Consider the following 18,761-nt stretch of genomic DNA (forward strand, 5'->3'; position numbering starts at 1 on the left):
ACTGAGAGCGACTCGATGTCGACCGGCTGGCTGCTGTTCTACGTCCTGCTAGCAATCGGTATCACGTACGGTGCCCTCGCGTACGTCGGCGCACCGATCTAGACGCCTCTTCTACATCGATTCGGGCGCGTCGATGCCGAGCGCGTCGAGCGCGTTCGCGAGTGTCTGGCGCGCCGCGTCGACGAGCGCGAGCCGCGCCGCCCGGACCTCGGGCGCGACGTCGTCGGCGAGCACCGGGCACTCCCGGTAGAACGCGTTGAAGTCGTCGGCGAACTCCCGCGTGTACGTCGCGACCTGGTGGGGTTCGAGGTCCTCGGCGGCCGCCTCGACGACGAGCGGGAACCGCGCGACCGAGGCGAGCAGCGCGCGCTCGGCGTCCTCGTCCAGCACGTCGGCGTCCAGTTCGGGCTCGACGTCGCCGGCCTCGTCGAGGATGCCGCAGGCGCGGGCGTGGGCGTACTGGACGAACGGCGCGCTCTGCCCCTCGAAATCCAGCGCGTCCTCCCAGTCGAACGTGATGGCTTTCGTCGGCTGCTTGGAGACGATGTCGTAGCGGACTGCACCGATGCCGACCTGCTCGGCGATGCGGTCGACGTCGTCGTCGGAGAGGCCGTCGCCGCGCACGCGGTCGCCCATCCGGGAGCGGACGGCCTCTTCCGCCCGCGAGACCGCTTCGTCCAGCAGGTCGTCCATGTCGACGCCGGTGCCCTGGCGGGTGCTCATGGACTCGCCGCCGGGGAGGTTCACCCACGCGTAGAACTGCTCTTCGAGGCGGTCGGTGTCGTTGCCGAGGATGTCGAGGGCGGCGTTGAGCTTGTTCGCGTGCAGTTCCTGGTCCTCGCCGAGGACGGTGATGGCGCGGTCGAACGCCTCGAACTTCCACTCGTGGTGGGCCAAATCGCGGGTCGTGTAGAGGGTGGTGTCGTCCGAGCGCAGGAAGACGAACGACTGTTCGATGTCCCAGTTGTCGAGGTCGAGCTGCCACGCGCCCTCCTCCTCGTAGGCGTACTCGGAGTCCTTCAGCCGGTCGACGACCTCGTGCGTCGAGCCGTCGCGGAGGAACTCGGTCTCCTTGACGAACTCGTCGAACTCGGCCGGCAGCCGCCCGAGGGTCTCCTGCATCCCGCCGAGGACGGTGTCGACGACTTCCTCGACGCGTTCGTAGGTGTCCTCGTCGCCACGATCGAGCCCCTCGATGATGGCCGCAATCTCGGCCTCGGCGGCGTCGACTTCTTCCCCGGGGCCCTCTTCGAGGAATTCGTTGCCCTTCCGGTAGTACCGAACGAGGTCGTAGTCGGGCTTCTCGCGGCCCGGCTCCGGCAGGTCGCTCTCGTCGAACGTCTCGTAGGCCCACGTGAACACCGCCATCTGGCGGCCGGCGTCGTTCACGTAGTACTCGCGGGTCACGTCGTTGCCCGCGTACTCCAGGACGCGAGCGAGCGCGTCCCCCAGAATCGGGTTCCGGGCGCGGCCGACGTGGACCGGCCCCGTCGGGTTCGCGCTCGTGTGCTCGACGACGACGGACTCGCCGGTGTCTTCGAGATGCCCCCAGTCGTCGTTCTGGGCCGCGGCGAGCGTGTCCGCGAAGTACGCGTCGCTCGGCGCGAAGTTCACGTACGGGCCCTGCGAGCGCGCGTCGGCGACGTACTCCGCGTCCGAAACGTCGATAGCGTCGGCGAGTTCGCCGGCGACCTGGGGCGGCGGCGCACCCGCCTCGCTGGCGAGCCGGAACGCCGCGCTCGACGCGAGCACGGCGGGCACGTCACCTGGCGGTTCCTCGATGCCGAGGTCCCCGGTCGGGTAGCCGAGGTCGTCGAGGGCCGCCTCGACGGCGGCCTCGACTTCCCGGCGGAAAGCGATGAACATGCCCGTGTGGTGGACGCCGCCGACAAAAGGTGTTCTGAAGCGCGGCCGGCGTGGCTCGCGCGGCTGTGTCGCTGACGCCACGCTTTTCCCCGCGAGCGCCGAACTCGGTGCCATGCCGAAGCAGGTGGACGACCCGGACTACCACCACGAGAACCACACGGCCGCCCAGACGTGTGGCTGGACCGCGAACGCGATGCGCGGCGAGGGCACCTGCTACAAGCACGCCTTATAGTCGTACCAAACTGCTATAAGCACGGCGCGTATTGGTATGCGTAGAACTCAGTATGTCCTCGATAGACGACCCCGAACGCCGCTACCAGCTTTCACGGGACCGACTGAAAGACGCCGACCTCCACCCCGACGACATAGACGCCGCGCTCGAATTCCTAGACGCAATCAATCCCGACATATCCACAGTCAATTTCACGGGTGAAAACGGGGAACGCGAGACGAAAGCCTACGGGACGCTCGCAGCGTACGCGCAAGCCCTGAAACGCGTTGGCGAACTGGCGAACACGCCGCTTGTTGAGATGCCGGACACGCGCGCTGTCAACGCGTTCTTTGACGAGATTGGTAGTGGCACCCACCCAGACGTGAAGGAGGGCGGCTACGCCAAGAGCACGCTCTCACAGTGGCAGAGCGGCGTTACAAAGTTCTACGAATACCACGACGACCTCGGGATTAACCACACTGAAGTTGTGGTGAAACGCCAGCCGAAGTCGTCAGTGGACGAACGCGATATGTACACTCGGGAGGAAATTCAGGAACTCCGGGACGCCGTGAACAACACACGGGATCGGTGTGTGCTTGAGCTCTTATTGAATACGGGCCAGCGGATTCGAGCAATTCAGACGCTCCGCGTGAAGGACGTCGACACTGACGAGGGGGTTTACTACTTGAACACGGACGAAGCCGGGTTGAAGGGCGCGGACAAGAACGGCTCGAAGCGTCCACTCCTCGGCGCGGCCCGGCCCGTCTATGACTGGTTGAAAGACCATCCCACGGGGGAGCCCGACGACTATCTGATTACGTGCCTCCCGACCGCGCAGCGTGGGACAGCCGGGGAGAAACTGTCACAGTCAACGATTCGCTCGCAACTCAAGAAGGTAGCCAAGAACGCGGGAGTGGACAAACCACCAAACCCTCACAACTTCCGGCATTACTTCGTCACAGCGTGTAAGCGCGACTACGGCATGGACGAATCGACGATTAAGCACCTAATCGGACACGGCCCGAACAGTAAGGTAATGGAAACGACCTACCAGCACCTGACTGACGACGACCATATTCGCGCGGCGGAAGTCGCAGCGGACATGCGGGAGCCTGAAGAGGAAAGTCCGTTGACGCCGCAGGTGTGTCCGACGTGTGGCGAACAGTTAGAGCCGGAGGCGAAGGCGTGTCCGGGGTGTGGGACGGTGTTCGCGCCGGACGCGAAGGCGGCCGAGGACCAAATACAGGACGACATGAAACAGTCCTATGCGGAGACGGACCCGGAGGATTCGGATACGCAGGAGAAGCTGGATACGCTCGATGAGATTCTTGATGACCCGGAGGTGAAGGCGGCGCTCGCGGAGAAACTTGGCGAGGACTAATTCCTTCCGTCACGGGCCAAAAACCGGGCTATTGCGGATTCAGCCTCTTTGGGGTCAAAGGAACTAGAGCCCTCAATAATGGTTGCGCTTTCCCCCTCTTCCCCTTCAGGCGAGGATGGCTCCCAGTCTGTCTGACGGGAGTACGCTTTGATTTTCTCCGCGTTCTTTTCTTCGGACCAAGACCGTACATCCACCAATCGATTTTCTTCTGTTGGGTGCGTCCGATAGTATCGCTCAACTCCACGCTCAATCAGGTCGTGGATGTCTAACTCTCCGGCTTCGGCAGCCCGGCATAGGAACCCAATACAATCAATCAGTGTCTTCTGCATCTCCGGGGTCGCTTTGTTTGACTGCTTGAGTTCTTCGCGGTACCGCTCATACGGTATTTTGGCGTCGGGGTTTTGGTCCGGGGGCCAAATCCTCCCGTCTTGGTCCCGTTGTTTCGTGAAGAACTCCCTGGCATTGTCCCATTCGAGATCGGCCAAGTCCATATCTCGACTATCATGGGCCACAGGTCCGTCTTCGGAATCCGCTTCTCCACCGATGATATCCGCTAAGTCTTCTTGGTCTACGTGGTTGAAGAGGAATTGGTAGTCTTGGAGCCCTAATTGGGTGTTTTCTTCAATCGCGTCTTTATGGTCCTGTTCTGCCTGCCTGCTAGGTCTGTCGTAGTCACCCTGGAGTACGTCCCGGCGCGTTGACGTGAGAATCGGGCCATTTGCTCGCTCTCCCATGTAAAGTGAATATACTTGCGTTTATGTAAAGGTTTGTACGCCCGTTACACCCTGTGTATGCCAAAGGCGAACACCCGACTCCCGTGCTCCCGGCAAACACGGGACAATATCCTGTACCCACTCAAGCAGCCACAGGAGAGTTACGACGACCTGCTGCGGCGGTTAGCAGAAGAATACGAGGGAGAACCATGATCGACGCGGTCGAAGAACACCGCGAGGACCTCGCCGACCTCACGGACACCGACCTTCCCGCAGCCGGCCTCGCGGAGGCACTCCTCGAACTATCCGAACAGGAGGCTGAAGCGTAATGTACGGAAACGAGACGGCCGTTGGCGCGGCCGCCACTGCGACGATGGGGATGACGACGAACACCGAGTGGGTGATTCGCCTGTGACTGACTACAGAAGCCAGCCACAAAGTCGTTACGGAAAACAATTCTGTGGCGGATGCTGGGAACCCGCGCACACCGAAATTGACGGAACGCCAGTGTGTGAATCGCACGCCCGCGCCTACGGGGTGATTCGGTGAGCATTCAAAAACCCCCACGCCCAGAGCCATTAGATGTAACCCCCAGCGCAATCCCCGACACACTCACCAATCAGGATGCGTGGGTGTGCTGGCGGTACGAATGGGACGCCGACCGCGAAGATTGGACGAAACTCCCCGTCGACGTCAACACCGGAGGGATTGCCAAATCCACGGACGGCGAAACGTGGACGTCGTTCGAGGACGCGGTCAGCTACCACGCCAAGCAAACCACGGACACGGATGGGATCGGATTCGTTCTTCACGACGAGGCTACCATTCTGGGCCTTGACCTTGATGATTGCCGCGACCCCGAAACAGGCGACCGCGAGGCATGGGCCGACCACGTGCTTGAGAAGGTCCCCACGTATGCGGAGGTATCCCCGTCCGGAACCGGATTGCGGTTACTCGGCCTGGGGTTCGTCCCTGAGGGAGGGAACCGCGCGGACGTCGAGGATGAACCCGGCCACATTGAGATGTACGATACCGGCCGATATCTGACTGTGACCGGCCACCGGATTGAGGACACGCCGGCGGACGTGACGCAAGTCCATCAAGCAGTGAAGGACGTCCACGGTGAGTATATCGCTAGTGACGCTGAATCCGCCGGCTCGGAGGATGGACCTGGCGGCGTGAACCCCACCCCTAAGGCCGGCAAGACCGGGTCGGTCCCCCTATCGGACGCCGACCTTATCGAGAAGGCGAAGAACGCCGAGAACGGTGAGAAGTTCCGCCGGCTGTGGAACGGAGATACGGCGGGGTATCCGTCACAGAGCGAAGCGGATCAGGCGCTCGTGAATCTGCTGGCGTTCTGGACGGGCGGTGACCGTTCGAGGATTGACAGTCTGTTCCGCGAATCCGGTTTGTACCGGGAGAAGTGGGATGCCGACCGTGGCGACCGGACGTATGGGGAGCGAACGATACGGACGGCGCTAGAGGGTCAAACTGAGTTCTACGACCCGGACGCCACAGAGAACACTTCCCCGGAGCGTGACGCCGGCGAGAACGTCACAGACGGCGACAAGCGAACCGGCACGCACGACGTGACGTGGTCGGACGTATACGAGCGGTATCAGAACGCGGAGAACAGCGACGGGAAGAACGCCGCACGGTATGACGCCGCCGAAGTTCTCCTACAAAACCACTATTGGCGGACCTTCGAGGAAGACGATACGCTATGGTGGTACGATCCGAACGACGGGATTTACCGGCAAACCGGAGAGTCACAAGCCCGCCAAATCGTCCGTGACCGCCTGCGTGACAAGTACGCGCGTAACGAGGTCCGCGAGGTCTTATCCCACCTTCGAGCGGCTACGACAGTCACACAAGACGATATGGGTGGGCCTGCAGAGAAAGTTGCCGTGGCCAACGGCGTGTTGGACGTATCCGACCGTGAGTTATCCGACCACGACCCCGAGTATAATTTCTTGAGCCGTCTCGGAACGGAATACGATCCGGACGCGGATTGTCCCCGGTTCAAACAATTCCTTGACGAAGTGGTGTCCGACGAAACAGCCAAGAAGAAACTGCAGGAGTTCGCGGGCTTCACGCTAATGCACTGGCGGCTAAAGTGGCATAAGAGCCTCTTCATCGTCGGTCCACGGAATAGCGGGAAATCCACGTTTGCCGATACGATACGCGCTCTTCACGGTGAGGACACCGTGGCTAGTCTCTCCCCACAGGAAATGACCCAACGGTTCGGCGGCGCGGAACTGTACGGGAAGTGGGTGAATATCCGGAACGATATTCCCGCGAGCGCGGTGAAGAAAACCGGGACGTTCAAAGAGATTATCGCGGGCGACCCCATCAAGGCTGAGCGGAAGGGCAAAGACCCGTTCATGTTCACGCCAACCGCGAAACACATTTTCGCAGCGAACCAGCTCCCCGATACGGAGAACGACGACGGGGCGTTCTATCGCCGGATTCTCCTCGCGGCATTTCCTCGAACAATCCCACAGGACGACCGCGACGGTGATTTAGACGAGAAACTCGAATCGGAGCTTCCCGGTATCTTAAACTGGGCGCTTGACGGCCTGCAGCGGCTTCGGGAACAGGGTGGCTTCACGGGTGACTTGACGCCGTCCCTAACAGCCGAGAAGTGGGATAAATGGGGGAGTACAGTGGACCGATTCGCGTCTACGTGCCTTGACGTGGGTGACGTAGGTAACACCGAACCGATTCCGAAAAAGACCGTGCATCAAGTGTATAAGAACTTCTGCGAGCAAGAGTCCATGCCGGCGGAAATGCAGAGTGAAATGACCACGCGGCTGAAAACAGACCACAACGTGAGTGACGGCCGTGCGACTGTGAACGGAACACAGAAACGGTGTTTTCTGAATGTCTCGTTCACGGCGCGAGCAGACGCCTATCGGTCGGACACAGACGCAGGTGGCCGGTCATCCAGTGGCTTCGGCGGCTTCGAGTAGCCCCGAATTGTTTATTTCACTTCTTTTCCTTACCCTGGTGAAAGTATAACTTGCCGGATCCAGGCATCACACACCACAGTACGCCAATATAAGTATTTTAACTAGACAACCCCCGGCATATCTACGCGCGTATGCGTATGCATGCCCGCCCGCCTGTGTGGTTCATCGGGGTTTGTCTAGTCAACTAGATTATATTGGCGGAAGCGTGGTTATACTCTCTGTATTACGGTGGTAACACTTTCACCACGGTGCAGACCACGGCCGATGACCCTTGTAACGGCCGAGTACCAACAACGGTTGTGGGCTGGATGATAACATTTCTATCTATTTATTGATGTATATTCCATTTCCATTCAAAGTGACTCATAGTAACTCCCTGTGCTCGGAAGGTCGCGTTTCCGTTCTGAACTACATGCCCTTATACCACTATCCTGACACAGAAATATAAGTGTATATCACACATATGTCTGCGTATGGATCGAACCTCAATCCCCCTGGGGACGTCGACCCGTGACGACCTCAAGGCGTACAAAGAACAGCACGACCTCCGGAACTACAACCGCGCCATACAGTCACTACTCGCGGACCAGGAGGAACCGGCAGAGAACGACGGCCGTGGCCGTGCGTGAAATAGCCCTCCTACAACTCCCTCAAATCACATGACTGCGTCTAATCAAACGGTTGTAAACGGTGGTAGTGAACCCGACTATTCCAACGTGGAAATCCCAGCGAAGCCACCCGAGGAGTTCACGTACCAAGAGCGGCGGGCGGACCTACTCTCACAGATTGAGGACCTCGGCCATCCGAAACTCCTCAATCAGTCGGAGCAAGCCGAGCGATTCGGCGTTAGTCAGACGCAGATTCACAAGGACTTAGACCGAATCGCTGAATCCAGCCGCGAGCACGTTGCGGACCGCGACCGCCGGGCGCTCACCGTGGAGAGTGTCGTGAACCGCGCGGTGATTGGGTTGCTGCGCGAGGAGAAATACCGGAAGGCCGCTCGCACGGTCATGGAGTTCGACGAGTGGTGCCAGGAGTTCCAGGAGCTCGAGGAGTTGGCGGCCCGTATCTCGGCGCTTGAAGAAGCGCAAGGAGGTGGCCGATAATGCGGCACTCCAAGCGGGAGCTCGAGCGCGCGGTCGATGACTTGGACCCCACGGCCGACTACGACGGGCCGTCGAAGATCGTGATAAACGACTACGTGGTTCCGACGGACTGGGACGGCGGGGAGAGCGACGACGGCGAGAAGCGGCTGGCATCCCGGACGCGGATCACCCGCGACGCCGTCGGCGACTGGCACACCGAACGGGAGGACTTCGACTCATGACTCGGCACTCAAAGCGCGAGCTAGAACGCGCGCTTGATGACCTCACGACTGAGGCCACGACTCCCGGGGACGTCCCCGACCGCGTCCGTGAGGCGTTTCGCGCAGCGCTCGCGTATCGGTATGCGAACTATGGGAGTGTCGCCGGCGACCCGGACGGCGACAGCGAGGAGATGGGCGCGTTCCTTCGGGACGCCAGTGACCACGTTGAGGAGCCGTACGCGACGGCGCTCCGGGAACTGATTGACGCGAGGCGGTCGACATGACGCGCCGGTCGAAGCGTGAGATTGCGCGGAAGGTCGACAGCCTAGAGACGCCGTCTGACGCGACGACGCCACACCACGGAATTGTCTATACTGACGGCGACGGGGACGGGTACGTGACGCCGGACGGCGACCGCGTGCCAGCCGACGCGGCGGGGAACCCCGACCTCTCCCATAGTGGGCCGACGGTGGTTCTTCGCGGGGAGTACGCCGAGAACGCGCCGCGTGTTCCGGAGGACGTCGACGAATGACTTGGTCCGTGATGACCCCCCGGGTTCGCCGGCACCCGGGGGCGAGCATCCACGCCGGCCGTCGGACGTCGTCGTTTCGGTCATGGATCCAGTACCCCGTTCGTGTGTCACAGCACGGCGGGGCATGCGACGACCCCGAGGTTTCGGCACTCTCGGGCGAGCCACCGCGCCGACCCAATTCGACTATGAACGATTCGAATCGAACGACCACGCTAGTACAGTCCCATGAACACACGCCGACCCTATTCGGTGGTCAGAATGAGTGACGAATACCTGTTCGCGCTCCGCGAGGGCCATCCGGGGATCAAATTCCATCGGGGCGTAAGTTTCGACTACGGCCGCACGGGCGGCGACCCGATTCAGTTCATCGATGACGAGGACACCGTCAACCGTCTCAAGAACAAGACCGACAAGTCCGGGAACCACGTGTTCCGGTGGGTGGCAACCTCGGAGCTTGAGGCGGTCCTCGATGCAGCGGACGACGCGGCTGCGGCGATTGAAGCGGGCGAGCATGACGCAATTCTCGACCTGCTGCTGGCGGCCGAGCAAAAGCGGTACGGCCCCCGCGTCACCGTCCTCGACGCGATAGGGGAGCGGTCCCGCCAAATCGAGGCTGAATCGAACCCGGACGACCTCGCCGATTCGGTGACGGTGGCGGACGTCCGCGCGAGCATCCAGTAACCCGATGAGTGTTGGCGAGGACCCATTCCCGGACCTGGACCCCTATCCGGAGGGGTTGGATTTCTGGGAGCGCGACCACCTCGGCGGCCTGTTCTCCCAGGCCGCGCACGGTGATTGCGCGTCCCACGTAGCCATGCCCCGGCCGAATTCCAGTGAGATTGCTGGCGCGCAGGACCTCCCGAGTGAAGCCACCCCGGACGATACCGAGCGACAGTATTTCTGGGCGGGAGATAGCAGCTGGAATAGAGACGGCGACCGGTTTGACGCGCCCGCATTAGGCGACCGGCTCGCCGACACCGTCGCCGACGTGAATAACCCGTTACTGGATGATAGCACAGTGGCGTTCGACATCTTCCCGACCCAAACGGGCGGCGACTACACTAGTCGCGTGATCGTCGAGAACGGCAAGGTGACGGACTACACTGTGGCGCTCCCGTTCTTCCCGATTGAGGACTACGTTGGGAAGTACAAGTTCATCCAACTCCGGTATCTCCTCAAGCGGGACGCCCCACTCCTCCGGCCGCATAACACGGCCACCATTCGCGGAGGCGTTCCGTATCTCTACTATGGCCGCGACAGTACCCCGAGTGCTCCCTCGGGTGCGCTCGCCGGCTTGGTGGCGGATATTGTAGAGGCGTACGTGGGAGAGTCGACGGGGGACACCCTGGATGGCTACCCCGAGGACTACTAGTCGGGGGAACCAATCCGTAGTTATTTTCGTATTGATGAGAACGACTGGGATATGAACCGACGGCGATTCCTTGCTACTGCAGCTACAATCGGTGCGGCAGGACTCGCTGGTTGTACCAGTAGTGGCGACTCGGCGAATCCAGCAACCGCGTCACAAACATCGATTGGGCAACAGACAACCTCGACATCTACTGACTCACAGACGCAAACCTCCTCAACCTCGGTTGAGGCGAGTGTGACCTCGGCGGAGTACCGAGTCCAATCACCAAACGGCTACGAGGAAGGCGCGATTGTGGGGCACGTCAAGAATACGGGCACTAAACGGCTGAGGTCGGTCGCTGTCACTGGGAAATTCTACGACGGGCAGGACAACCTATTGACCACGCGCGTGGTAAAAATCAGTGACCTAGCTCCTGGCGAAGTATGGGACGCCTTCGTCATATACGTTGACAACCCCTCAAAGGTTGAGCGAGGCGAGCTTGTAATCACTCAAGCGACTACAACGCCACGCACCTATTTCCCCGATGGATTTAGCGTCACTGAGTCAGGTATGGAGGTGCCACAGGACGACAATCGCCCTATCATCTCAGCAACGGTCGAGAATACAAGCGGTGTTGACGATGCTTTCCTAATGGCTGTCCCGAAGGTGTATGCAGAAAACGGGAACGTCCTCGGAACTGCCATCACGTCAAAGAGTGGTCTGTCTGACGGTAAAACTTGGAACTTCAATAGCCGCGTTCGGATTCTAAACGGTGAATGGACAGATAGGGCCGCCGATCACGAGGTTGTTCTTCTCCAATAACGCTTGGCCATCCCCGATACTTGGAGGGCATGACCGTTCTGGGTGGGATGGACGGGCTTTTTGCCGTTCCCACGCTTGCCTCCCTGTATGAGCGAGGGCGAGTCCGGACCGAAGCAAGTCGATGATCCGGACTACCATAGCGTGAATCACACGGCGGCCCAGGCCTGCGGATGGACGAAGAATGCACTTACAGAAGGTCGGTCGTGTTACAAGCACGCCTTCTACGGCATCCGCTCGCACCGCTGCATCCAGATGACGCCGGTGGTGCGGTGCAACGAGCGCTGCGTGTTCTGCTGGCGGGACCACTCCGGGCACACGTACGAACTCGACGGCGTCGAGTGGGACGACCCGGAGGCCGTCGTCGACGCCTCGATTCGCCTCCAGCGGAAGCTGCTGTCGGGGTTCGGCGGGAACGACGAGGTTCCCAGAGAGCGCTTCGAGGAGGCGCTGGAGCCCCGGCACGTCGCCATCTCTCTGGACGGCGAGCCGACGCTCTACCCGCACCTCCCGGAACTCATCGAGGCGTTCCACGACCGCGGGCTGACGACGTTCCTCGTGTCGAACGGCACTCGGCCGGAGGTGTTGCGGGAGTGCGACCCGACGCAGCTCTACGTCTCCGTGGACGCGCCGGAGCGCGCGACGTTCGACGACGTGGTCGGGGCTCAGGAGGACGACGCGTGGGAGAAGCTCGTGGACACGATGGACGTGCTCTACGAGAAAGACGAGACGCGGACGGTGCTGCGGACGACGCTCGTTGGCGGCGAGAACATGGCGAACCCGGACTGGTACGCGGGGTTCTTCGAGCGCGCGGACCCGGACTTCGTGGAGCTGAAGGCGTACATGCACGTCGGCGACAGCCGGGACCGCCTCGGCCGGGAGGCGATGCCGAGCCCCGAGCGCGTCACGGCGTTCGCCGAGACGGTGCAGGAGCACATGTCGAGTCTCCCGGTGCTGAAGACCGACGAGTCTTCGCGAATCGCGTTGCTGGCGCGCGACGAGGACACGTGGGTGCCGGAACTGGAACACGGCTCCGAGTTCTGGGCGGAGGGCGCGCAGGCTGACTGAGGGAAGCCTAGCCAAAAAACCATTTTCGCGGAAAGCAAACCCATATAGTGGCAATGAAGATTGGTCCCCGAACAGCGTGCGTGCTCCTCATCGTCGTCTCCGCGGGTTGTCTCGGTACAACCGGGGGCGGCACCGATTCGAACGGGGGGCAACTGACTCCGCCACTAGAACAGCCACAGGAACTCAACAACTCTTCCGTGAAATCGTACGCGCTGGAGTACGAGCAACAGTTCTTGGAGCAACACCTCGAAGACCGCTACGAGGAGGGGAAGTACGGCGTCGGATGCTGCACGACGACGAGAGACGCCGTCGTCGTGGCCGAAGACCGAGGTACATACTACGCTCAGGTCCGATACCCGTACTATTACTCGACGAGCGGCGGGGAGACTGACGCCGCATCGATGGCTATCTACGGTGTTTCGCGGGAAACGACGACTCGAATCGAACTGAGCCACCACACCGTGACGGCCGAAGACCCGTACAGTGGGCCGAACCAGTCGACAAACGCGGCTCCGCCGACGATATGGGTCGTAAATACGGGGAGTGAAAACCAGGAGTTCTCGTTGTCGATGCGGCACGAGGGCCAAGACGAACTCGCGTACGATTATCGCAGGGCACTGTCCGGCAACGAAAGCGTGGAGTTCAGTCAGGTCGTGTCCCGAACCGGGGCGTACCAATTGACAGCCTCTGTCGGGGCCGAGCGGAGAACGACCACCTACACGAATGAAGACGCTGATTACACCGATGTGGCCGCTGCCCCCGACCACGTAGTCGTCCTGGTCACGGACCAGGGGTTGATCATCCACGAAGTTCCTCGGAACCTCTGAGGGGGTCGTGAGCGCCCGCCCGAGCGCCGACTAGCTCAATTCCGAGACGCGTTCCACATCCGGTATCCTTATGCGGGCCGCGGGCCAACGCCGAGACATGTCAGGAGCCACGGGCACCGGCGACGTCGGCTACGACGAACTCGCCGTGCTCAAACTGCTCGCGCTCGACGGCGGCCACCGCGGCGAGGTGAAGGTGTCGTGTGGCGACCTCGCCGGCCGCCTCGACGCCTCCAACCAGACCGCCTCCCGCCGCCTCCAGGCGCTGGAGGACGCCGACTACGTCACCCGCGACCTCGTCAGCGACGGCCAGTGGGTCGCACTCACCGAGGCCGGCGAGCGCGCGCTCGAACGAGAGTACGAGGACTACCGCCGCATCTTCGACGACCCCGGCGAACTCGACCTCACCGGCGTCGTCACCAGCGGCATGGGCGAGGGCCGACACTACATCAGTCTCCCCGGCTACAACCGCCAGTTCGTCGACAAGCTCGGCTACGACCCCTACCCGGGCACGCTGAACGTCGACCTCGACGCCGAGAGCCAGCGCGCCCGCTCCGCGATGGAGTCACTCGGCGGCGTCCCCATCGACGGCTGGGAGGACGAGGAGCGCACGTACGGGTCCGCGACCTGCTACCGCTGTACGGTCGTCGTCCGCGAGGACCACCCGGACGCCCCCGCCGGCGAGTTCGACGGCGCGCACGTCATCGTCCCGGACCGCACGCACCACGACGAGAGCCAACTCGAGGTCATCGCCCCGGAGAAGCTCCGCGACGAACTCGGCCTCCTGGACGACGACGAGGTGACCATCCGTGTCGAAGAGCAGTAACGCCACCGCCGTCGCCAGCGCGGTCGCCGCGTTCCGCGACGGCGACCCCGTACTGGTTCACGACGCCGCCGACCGCGAGGGCGAGGTCGACCTCGTCTACCCGGCTGCGTCCGTCGAGCCCGCTGACGTCGCCCGGATGCGCAACGACGCGGGCGGCCTCGTCTGCGTCGCGCTCGCCGAGCCGGTCGCCGACGCGTTCGAGCTGCCGTTCGTGGTGGACGAACTCGACCACCCGGCAGCCGACCACGGCCACCTCGGCTACGACGACCGGTCGTCGTTCTCGCTGACCGTGAACCACCGCGACACCTACACCGGCATCACGGACGACGACCGCGCGCTCACCATCTCGGAACTCGGCCGCGCGGCCGCAGACCCCGACGCCGTCGCGTTCGCCGACGCGTTCCGCGCGCCCGGCCACGTCCACGTCCTCCGCGCCGCCCCGTCGCTGGCCGACCGGCAGGGCCACACCGAACTCGGCGTCGCGCTCGCCCGCGAGGCCGGCGTCCCGCCCGCCGTCGTCGTCTGCGAGATGCTCGACGACGAGACCGGCGGCGCGCTCTCCGTCGACGACGCGAAGGCGTACGCCGACCGCCACGACTTCGCGTACGTCGAAGGCAGCGAGCTGCTCGACGCACTCCAGTAAGGGTTGCCACTGGTATTTTCCGGGTAGCAAGTGTTGTGTACCGTATGGTTACTCCCGAGGTTCCTCCAGAGAGGGTGGAGCGAAAAATCGAGGACTGGAAAGAACGCTACTCTGTGGAAAACTTGGAGGAGTTGCCTGCCTCCGAGATTACTTCTGTACGGCTGGAGTTCACGAATGAGGTTCGGGAACTCAAAAGGAAGTACAATCGTGGAAGACTCGTAACTCCAGAGATGGCCGAAGTTGCTGGAAAGGAGCCGTACACTCACTCTCAACTCCAAGAGATTCGTCGCCACATCCGTGACGAGGCAGACAACATCAGGATAAACTTCAGACGCGCCCGAGGACGTATTGAGCGCGAAAAATCAGATAGACGCTCACGAACGATAGTTAGCGGCGTTAGAGCGGCGGCTGAGGGACTGACTGGAATAACCGACATGTCTCTGTCTATCAAGCTCCCATAGAAGAAATAGCCATGCTCTCAAACCTTACGCAGGGCGATTTTCACAGATTCTCCGTCCTCGGTGACGGCGGCCCGTAGTCCCGAATTCGTTACCCGAACCCCTCTGACTCGATGCGGCCGGCCGGCACGCCGAGCCGTTCGGCCGCGGTGACGAGGCTGTACACCATCGCGTTGATGCCGCAGGCGTAGACGTCGGCGTTCGACGGGTCGATGCGCGCCCGAACGCCGGACCGCGGCTCCTCCTGCAGCCAGCGCTCCAGCCGACGGCCGAGCGGCGCGGTGACGGCGCTCGCGTCGGTGTGCTTGAGAAGGGCGTGCTGGACGTAGTCGGTTTCGCCGTCCCAGTCCGAGAGCACTGGCTCGCGGCTCAGACACGGCACGAAGTGGAAGTTCTCGCGCTCGCGGGCGAGCGCCCGGAACGCCGCCCGGTACGGGAGGTCGTCGGCCCACGCCGCGCCGAGGAACAGCCAGACGTCCCGGCGCTCGCCGCCGTACTCGTCGCGGCCCGTCTCGAAGACGTAGTCGAGCATGCTCTTCATCGGCGCGACGCCCGTGCCGGTCGCGAGGAAGATGAGGTCCCGTTCGGACTGCTCGCCGAGCACGAGGTCGCCGTACGGCCCCCGGACGCTCACGTCGTCGCCGACCGCGAGCCCGTCACAGATTCGGGGCGAGAGCCGGCCGCCCGGCACGCGCCGCACGCAGATTTCGAGTTCGTCTTCGGTCGGCGAGTTCGCCAGCGAGTACGCCCGCGAGGTGCCGTCGTAGCGCAGGCCGACGTACTGGCCGGCGAGGAAGTCGACGTCCTGGTGGGTGTCGAAGCGCGCCCGCGCCAGCATCGGCTTCGGGCGGTCGTAGCGCTCCGCGACGGTCGCGACCTTCCGCGCGAGCCCCGGATACCCGGCGTCGCCGAGGTCGCCGGCCAGACCGCCGAGGTCGGTGTCCCGCGTGACCTCGGGGTAGTCGCCGTCCAGCCCGCGGTCCGCCAGCCACTCGCGGACGGCCGCGACGACCTCCGGCCGCCGGTCCTGGTCCATCGTCTCGACCTCGGTGACGGTCGCCGACCTCGTCACCAGCGGGAGGTCGCCGATGGCGTCGTGTTGCGACGCGTGCGGACGGACGTCGGCGTCTGTCATACAGGTACCCCGTCGGCCACCCGTTTCAGGCTGTCGCCGGTCACGGGAACCAGCGAGCCACAGCGAGTCGTCGGTCAGTCGTCCGCGACGATGCCGCTCTCTCCGACCTCGTCGGTGTCCACGTCGGCGGGCGTCTGGTCGAAGCCGTGGCCGGAGAACGCCATCGCGAACAGCACGAGCGGCGAGAGGATGCCGAAGAAGTAGTACGGAGCCCACCACCACGAGATGGCGGCGGGCTGGTTGATGTACAGGATACCGGTCATGTAGACGGCACCGGCGTGCCACGGGAAGAACGGGCCGGTGGGCGTGCCGGCGGCCTCGACGGCGCGGGAGAGGTCCCGCTCGTTCAGGCCGTACTCGTCGTAGAGGTTCCGCAGGCTGACTCCGGGGATGACGATGCTCATGTACTGCTGGGCGGAGAACGCGTTCGTCGCGATGGCGGCGACACCGGTCCCAGCGACCAGCGACCCCGGCGACCAGATGGCCTGCGTCAGGTGGTGCGTGAGCGTCGGGAGGACGCCGGTGCGTTCGAGGAGGCCGCCGAGCGAGAGGGCGGCGACGACGACCGAGATGGTCCACGCCGAGCCCGCGAGGCCGTCAGCGTTCAGGAGCCTGTTCACGGCTTCGCTGCCGGTGGCTGGCTCGGTGCCGTTGAGGAAGATGTCCCAGGCGGCAGTGAAGCCGACGCCCTGCACGACCGCGGTGGTGAGCGCGCCCGCGAAGACGCCGGCGACGAGCGACGGGAGCGCGGGGTAGCCCCGTAGTGCGAGGCCGAACGTCACCACGAGCGGCAGGAAGACGAGCGGACCGAGCGCGTAGCTGTCGGCGAGCGGGCCGCTGATGGCGGCGACGTTCGTGGCACCGCCCTCGACGAAGTAGACGCCGAGGACGGCGTACGCGAGCACGGAGAGCCCGAACGCGATGGCGGTGCCGACGCGCATCCCCTTGATGTGGTCGTAGAGGTTCGTGTTCGTGACGGCGGCCGCGAGGTTCGTGGTGTCAGAGAGGGGGCTCTGCTTGTCGCCGGCGTACGCGCCGGAGACGATGGCACCCGCGGTCATCGCGATGGGGATGCCGAGGCCGTTCCCGATGCCGACGAACGCCACGCCGAGGGTGCCGACCGTGGTCCACGAGGAGCCGATGGCGAACGCCACGATAGCGGACAGCACCGCCGTGGCGGGCAGGAAGACGGCGGGCGTGAGCGCGCCGAGCCCGTAGTACATCAGGCCGGGGATGGTGCCGGCGCTGATCCAGGTGGCGATGAGGCCGTAGATGACGAAGAGGATGAGAATGGCCTGCAGCCCCATGCGGAGGCCGGCGGCGGCCGCGTCGTAGACCGAGTCCCAGTCGTAGCCGAGCCGGTAGCGCGCGAACAGCCCGGTGAACGCGATGCTCCACAGCAGCGGTGCGTGCGGCGCGAGCCCGAGGTAGCCCGAGCCGACGCCCAGAGAGAGGACGACGGCCAGCACCGGGACCAGCGCCTCCCGGAGACTGGGCCGGTGGGCCTCGTCGATGTCCTCGTAGGCAAGCGGTGTGAACTCGCTCATCGACGCGAGATAATTCACTCGGGTAATTAAGCTCGACGGTTAGATTATTCATGGATATTTCCGCCGGTTGTCGAGACTACCGGCGAGCATCGCGGGAACCGTCACTCGTGGTTTTATGACTGACTAGTGCGTCCCGCCGCACATGGCCAGTTTCAGCGAGATGGATGTCGACACCATCTGGATGGACGGCGAATTCGTCGACTGGGAGGACGCGCAAGTGCACGTTCTCACTCACGCGCTCCACTACGGCTCGGGCATCTTCGAGGGCGTCCGCGTCTACGACACCGACAACGGCCCCGCCATCTTCCGGTGGGACGAACACCTCGACCGCTTCTATCAGTCCGCGAAGCCCTACGACCTCGACATCGAGTTCACCCGCGAGGAACTCACCGAGGCCACCGTCGAACTCGTCGACCGCCAGGACCTCCGGTCGTGTTACATCCGGCCGCTCGCCTACTACGGCTACGAGTCGCTGGGCGTCTCCCCGGGCGACTGCCCGACCGACGTCGCCATCGCCGCCTGGCCGTGGGGCACCTACCTCGGCGACGACGCCCTCGAAAACGGCGTCGACGTGATGGTGTCGTCGTGGCGCAAGCACGCCTCCAGTCAGATTCCGACGAACGCCAAGACCACCGGCCTCTACGTCAACAGCATGCTCGCCGGCGAGGAAGCCCGCCGCAACGGCTTCGTCGAGGCCATCGTCCTCAACAAGGAGGGTAACGTCGCCGAAGGCCCCGGCGAGAACCTCTTCCTCGTCCGCGACGGTGAACTCTACACGCCCGGGCTCTCCGAGAGCATCCTCGACGGCATCACGCGGGACACCGTCATCACACTCGCCGAGGAGCGCGGCTACACCGTCCACGACAACGTCTCCATCTCCCGCGGCGAACTCCACACCGCCGACGAGCTGTTCTTCACGGGCTCCGCCGCCGAGGTCACGCCCATCAAGCAGGTCGACAACGTCGAAATCGGTAACGGTGGCCGCGGCCCCATCACCGAGGAACTCCAGACCGCGTTCTTCGACCTCGTCGAGGCCGGCGACCGCGAGGAGTGGTTCCACTACGTCTAGGACAGCCACGGACGCTCTTTCTCGGCGGCTCGCGACGCCG

General features: G+C 63.2%; 20 protein-coding genes and 1 pseudogene. 17 read left to right on the plus strand and 4 right to left on the minus strand.

Translation table 11 applies throughout. The features are described 5' to 3' along the window. Positions 1-111: 111 nt before the first annotated feature. Positions 112-1,866 (minus strand): arginine--tRNA ligase, encoded by a 1,755-nt coding sequence (gene argS / locus BMW35_RS10470; protein ID WP_089669387.1) that lies wholly within the window; start codon positions 1,864-1,866, stop codon positions 112-114. On the opposite strand from argS, the pseudogene BMW35_RS16045 reads away from it, so the two are divergent. Together BMW35_RS16045 and BMW35_RS10475 are read left to right on the plus strand one after the other, a co-directional pair. Then, positions 1,865-2,089: pseudogene (locus tag BMW35_RS16045) on the plus strand (hypothetical protein); the annotation flags it as partial. The gene argS and the pseudogene BMW35_RS16045 sit on opposite strands and share 2 nt — an antisense overlap. Positions 2,090-2,150: 61 nt before the next feature. Continuing rightward, positions 2,151-3,458, plus strand: coding sequence for a site-specific integrase (locus BMW35_RS10475; protein WP_089669388.1), 1,308 nt, complete (start codon positions 2,151-2,153; stop codon positions 3,456-3,458). Here BMW35_RS10475 and BMW35_RS15365 read toward each other — a convergent pair. Then, positions 3,455-4,192 carry a hypothetical protein gene (locus BMW35_RS15365; RefSeq protein WP_143052188.1) on the minus strand — a complete coding sequence of 246 codons (738 nt, stop codon included), beginning with the start codon at positions 4,190-4,192 and terminating at the stop codon, positions 3,455-3,457. The two genes, BMW35_RS10475 and BMW35_RS15365, sit on opposite strands and share 4 nt — an antisense overlap. A 524-nt stretch (positions 4,193-4,716) precedes the next feature. On the opposite strand from BMW35_RS15365, the gene BMW35_RS10480 reads away from it, so the two are divergent. The 14 genes from BMW35_RS10480 (at position 4,717) to BMW35_RS15375 (ending at position 14,973) form a co-directional block, all read left to right on the plus strand. Then, the gene (locus tag BMW35_RS10480; protein ID WP_143052189.1) at positions 4,717-7,143 is read left to right on the plus strand and encodes a phage/plasmid primase, P4 family; all 2,427 of its coding nucleotides are present in this window, start codon (positions 4,717-4,719) and stop codon (positions 7,141-7,143) included. A gap of 473 nt (positions 7,144-7,616) precedes the next feature. Beyond that, on the plus strand, positions 7,617-7,772 hold the full coding sequence (locus BMW35_RS15640) for a hypothetical protein (RefSeq protein WP_177170820.1): 156 nt from the start codon (positions 7,617-7,619) through the stop codon (positions 7,770-7,772). Positions 7,773-7,859: 87 nt separating this feature from the next. After that, positions 7,860-8,249 carry a hypothetical protein gene (locus tag BMW35_RS10485; protein WP_089669390.1) on the plus strand — a complete coding sequence of 130 codons (390 nt, stop codon included), beginning with the start codon at positions 7,860-7,862 and terminating at the stop codon, positions 8,247-8,249. Then, positions 8,249-8,470, plus strand: a complete 222-nt coding sequence (locus tag BMW35_RS10490) for a hypothetical protein (RefSeq protein ID WP_089669391.1) — start codon at positions 8,249-8,251, stop codon at positions 8,468-8,470. Before BMW35_RS10485 ends, BMW35_RS10490 begins: the two co-directional genes overlap by 1 nt. Further along, the gene (locus BMW35_RS10495) at positions 8,467-8,733 is read left to right on the plus strand and encodes a hypothetical protein (protein ID WP_089669392.1); all 267 of its coding nucleotides are present in this window, start codon (positions 8,467-8,469) and stop codon (positions 8,731-8,733) included. The genes BMW35_RS10490 and BMW35_RS10495 overlap by 4 nt, the downstream gene beginning before the upstream one ends. Continuing rightward, positions 8,730-8,981 carry a hypothetical protein gene (locus BMW35_RS10500; protein ID WP_089669393.1) on the plus strand — a complete coding sequence of 84 codons (252 nt, stop codon included), beginning with the start codon at positions 8,730-8,732 and terminating at the stop codon, positions 8,979-8,981. Before BMW35_RS10495 ends, BMW35_RS10500 begins: the two co-directional genes overlap by 4 nt. A gap of 258 nt (positions 8,982-9,239) precedes the next feature. Continuing rightward, positions 9,240-9,662: a hypothetical protein gene (locus BMW35_RS10505; protein ID WP_089669394.1), complete on the plus strand. Its 423-nt coding sequence runs from the start codon at positions 9,240-9,242 to the stop codon at positions 9,660-9,662. A 4-nt stretch (positions 9,663-9,666) separates the two neighbouring features. After that, entirely contained in the window at positions 9,667-10,353 is a 687-nt protein-coding gene (locus BMW35_RS10510) for a hypothetical protein (RefSeq protein WP_089669395.1), read from the plus strand. Positions 10,354-10,587: 234 nt separating this feature from the next. Then, positions 10,588-11,154: an FxLYD domain-containing protein gene (locus tag BMW35_RS15370; protein WP_143052190.1), complete on the plus strand. Its 567-nt coding sequence runs from the start codon at positions 10,588-10,590 to the stop codon at positions 11,152-11,154. Between the two features lie 87 nt (positions 11,155-11,241). Further along, complete coding sequence (twy1, locus tag BMW35_RS10515; RefSeq protein ID WP_089669396.1) at positions 11,242-12,219, plus strand: 4-demethylwyosine synthase TYW1; 978 nt, start codon at positions 11,242-11,244, stop codon at positions 12,217-12,219. A gap of 53 nt (positions 12,220-12,272) precedes the next feature. Further along, positions 12,273-13,046 carry a hypothetical protein gene (locus tag BMW35_RS10520; RefSeq protein ID WP_089669397.1) on the plus strand — a complete coding sequence of 258 codons (774 nt, stop codon included), beginning with the start codon at positions 12,273-12,275 and terminating at the stop codon, positions 13,044-13,046. Positions 13,047-13,143: 97 nt separating this feature from the next. After that, positions 13,144-13,869, plus strand: a complete 726-nt coding sequence (locus BMW35_RS10525) for a DUF120 domain-containing protein (protein ID WP_089669398.1) — start codon at positions 13,144-13,146, stop codon at positions 13,867-13,869. After that, positions 13,853-14,512 (plus strand): 3,4-dihydroxy-2-butanone-4-phosphate synthase, encoded by a 660-nt coding sequence (ribB, locus tag BMW35_RS10530; protein WP_089669399.1) that lies wholly within the window; start codon positions 13,853-13,855, stop codon positions 14,510-14,512. Before BMW35_RS10525 ends, ribB begins: the two co-directional genes overlap by 17 nt. A gap of 44 nt (positions 14,513-14,556) precedes the next feature. Further along, on the plus strand, positions 14,557-14,973 hold the full coding sequence (locus BMW35_RS15375) for a hypothetical protein (RefSeq protein WP_143052191.1): 417 nt from the start codon (positions 14,557-14,559) through the stop codon (positions 14,971-14,973). An 88-nt stretch (positions 14,974-15,061) separates the two neighbouring features. Here the strand turns inward: BMW35_RS15375 and BMW35_RS10535 are convergent, their stop codons facing one another. Continuing rightward, positions 15,062-16,105 carry a ferredoxin--NADP reductase gene (locus tag BMW35_RS10535; RefSeq protein ID WP_089669400.1) on the minus strand — a complete coding sequence of 348 codons (1,044 nt, stop codon included), beginning with the start codon at positions 16,103-16,105 and terminating at the stop codon, positions 15,062-15,064. Between the two features lie 74 nt (positions 16,106-16,179). Then, complete coding sequence (arcD, locus tag BMW35_RS10540) at positions 16,180-17,652, minus strand: arginine/ornithine antiporter ArcD (protein WP_089669401.1); 1,473 nt, start codon at positions 17,650-17,652, stop codon at positions 16,180-16,182. Between the two features lie 142 nt (positions 17,653-17,794). Between arcD and BMW35_RS10545 the strand changes: the two genes are divergently transcribed. Further along, positions 17,795-18,721 carry a branched-chain amino acid transaminase gene (locus tag BMW35_RS10545; RefSeq protein ID WP_089669402.1) on the plus strand — a complete coding sequence of 309 codons (927 nt, stop codon included), beginning with the start codon at positions 17,795-17,797 and terminating at the stop codon, positions 18,719-18,721. Positions 18,722-18,761: the final 40 nt, after the last annotated feature.

It is taken from the genome of Halobacterium jilantaiense (assembly GCF_900110535.1).
Lineage (GTDB): Archaea > Halobacteriota > Halobacteria > Halobacteriales > Halobacteriaceae > Halobacterium > Halobacterium jilantaiense.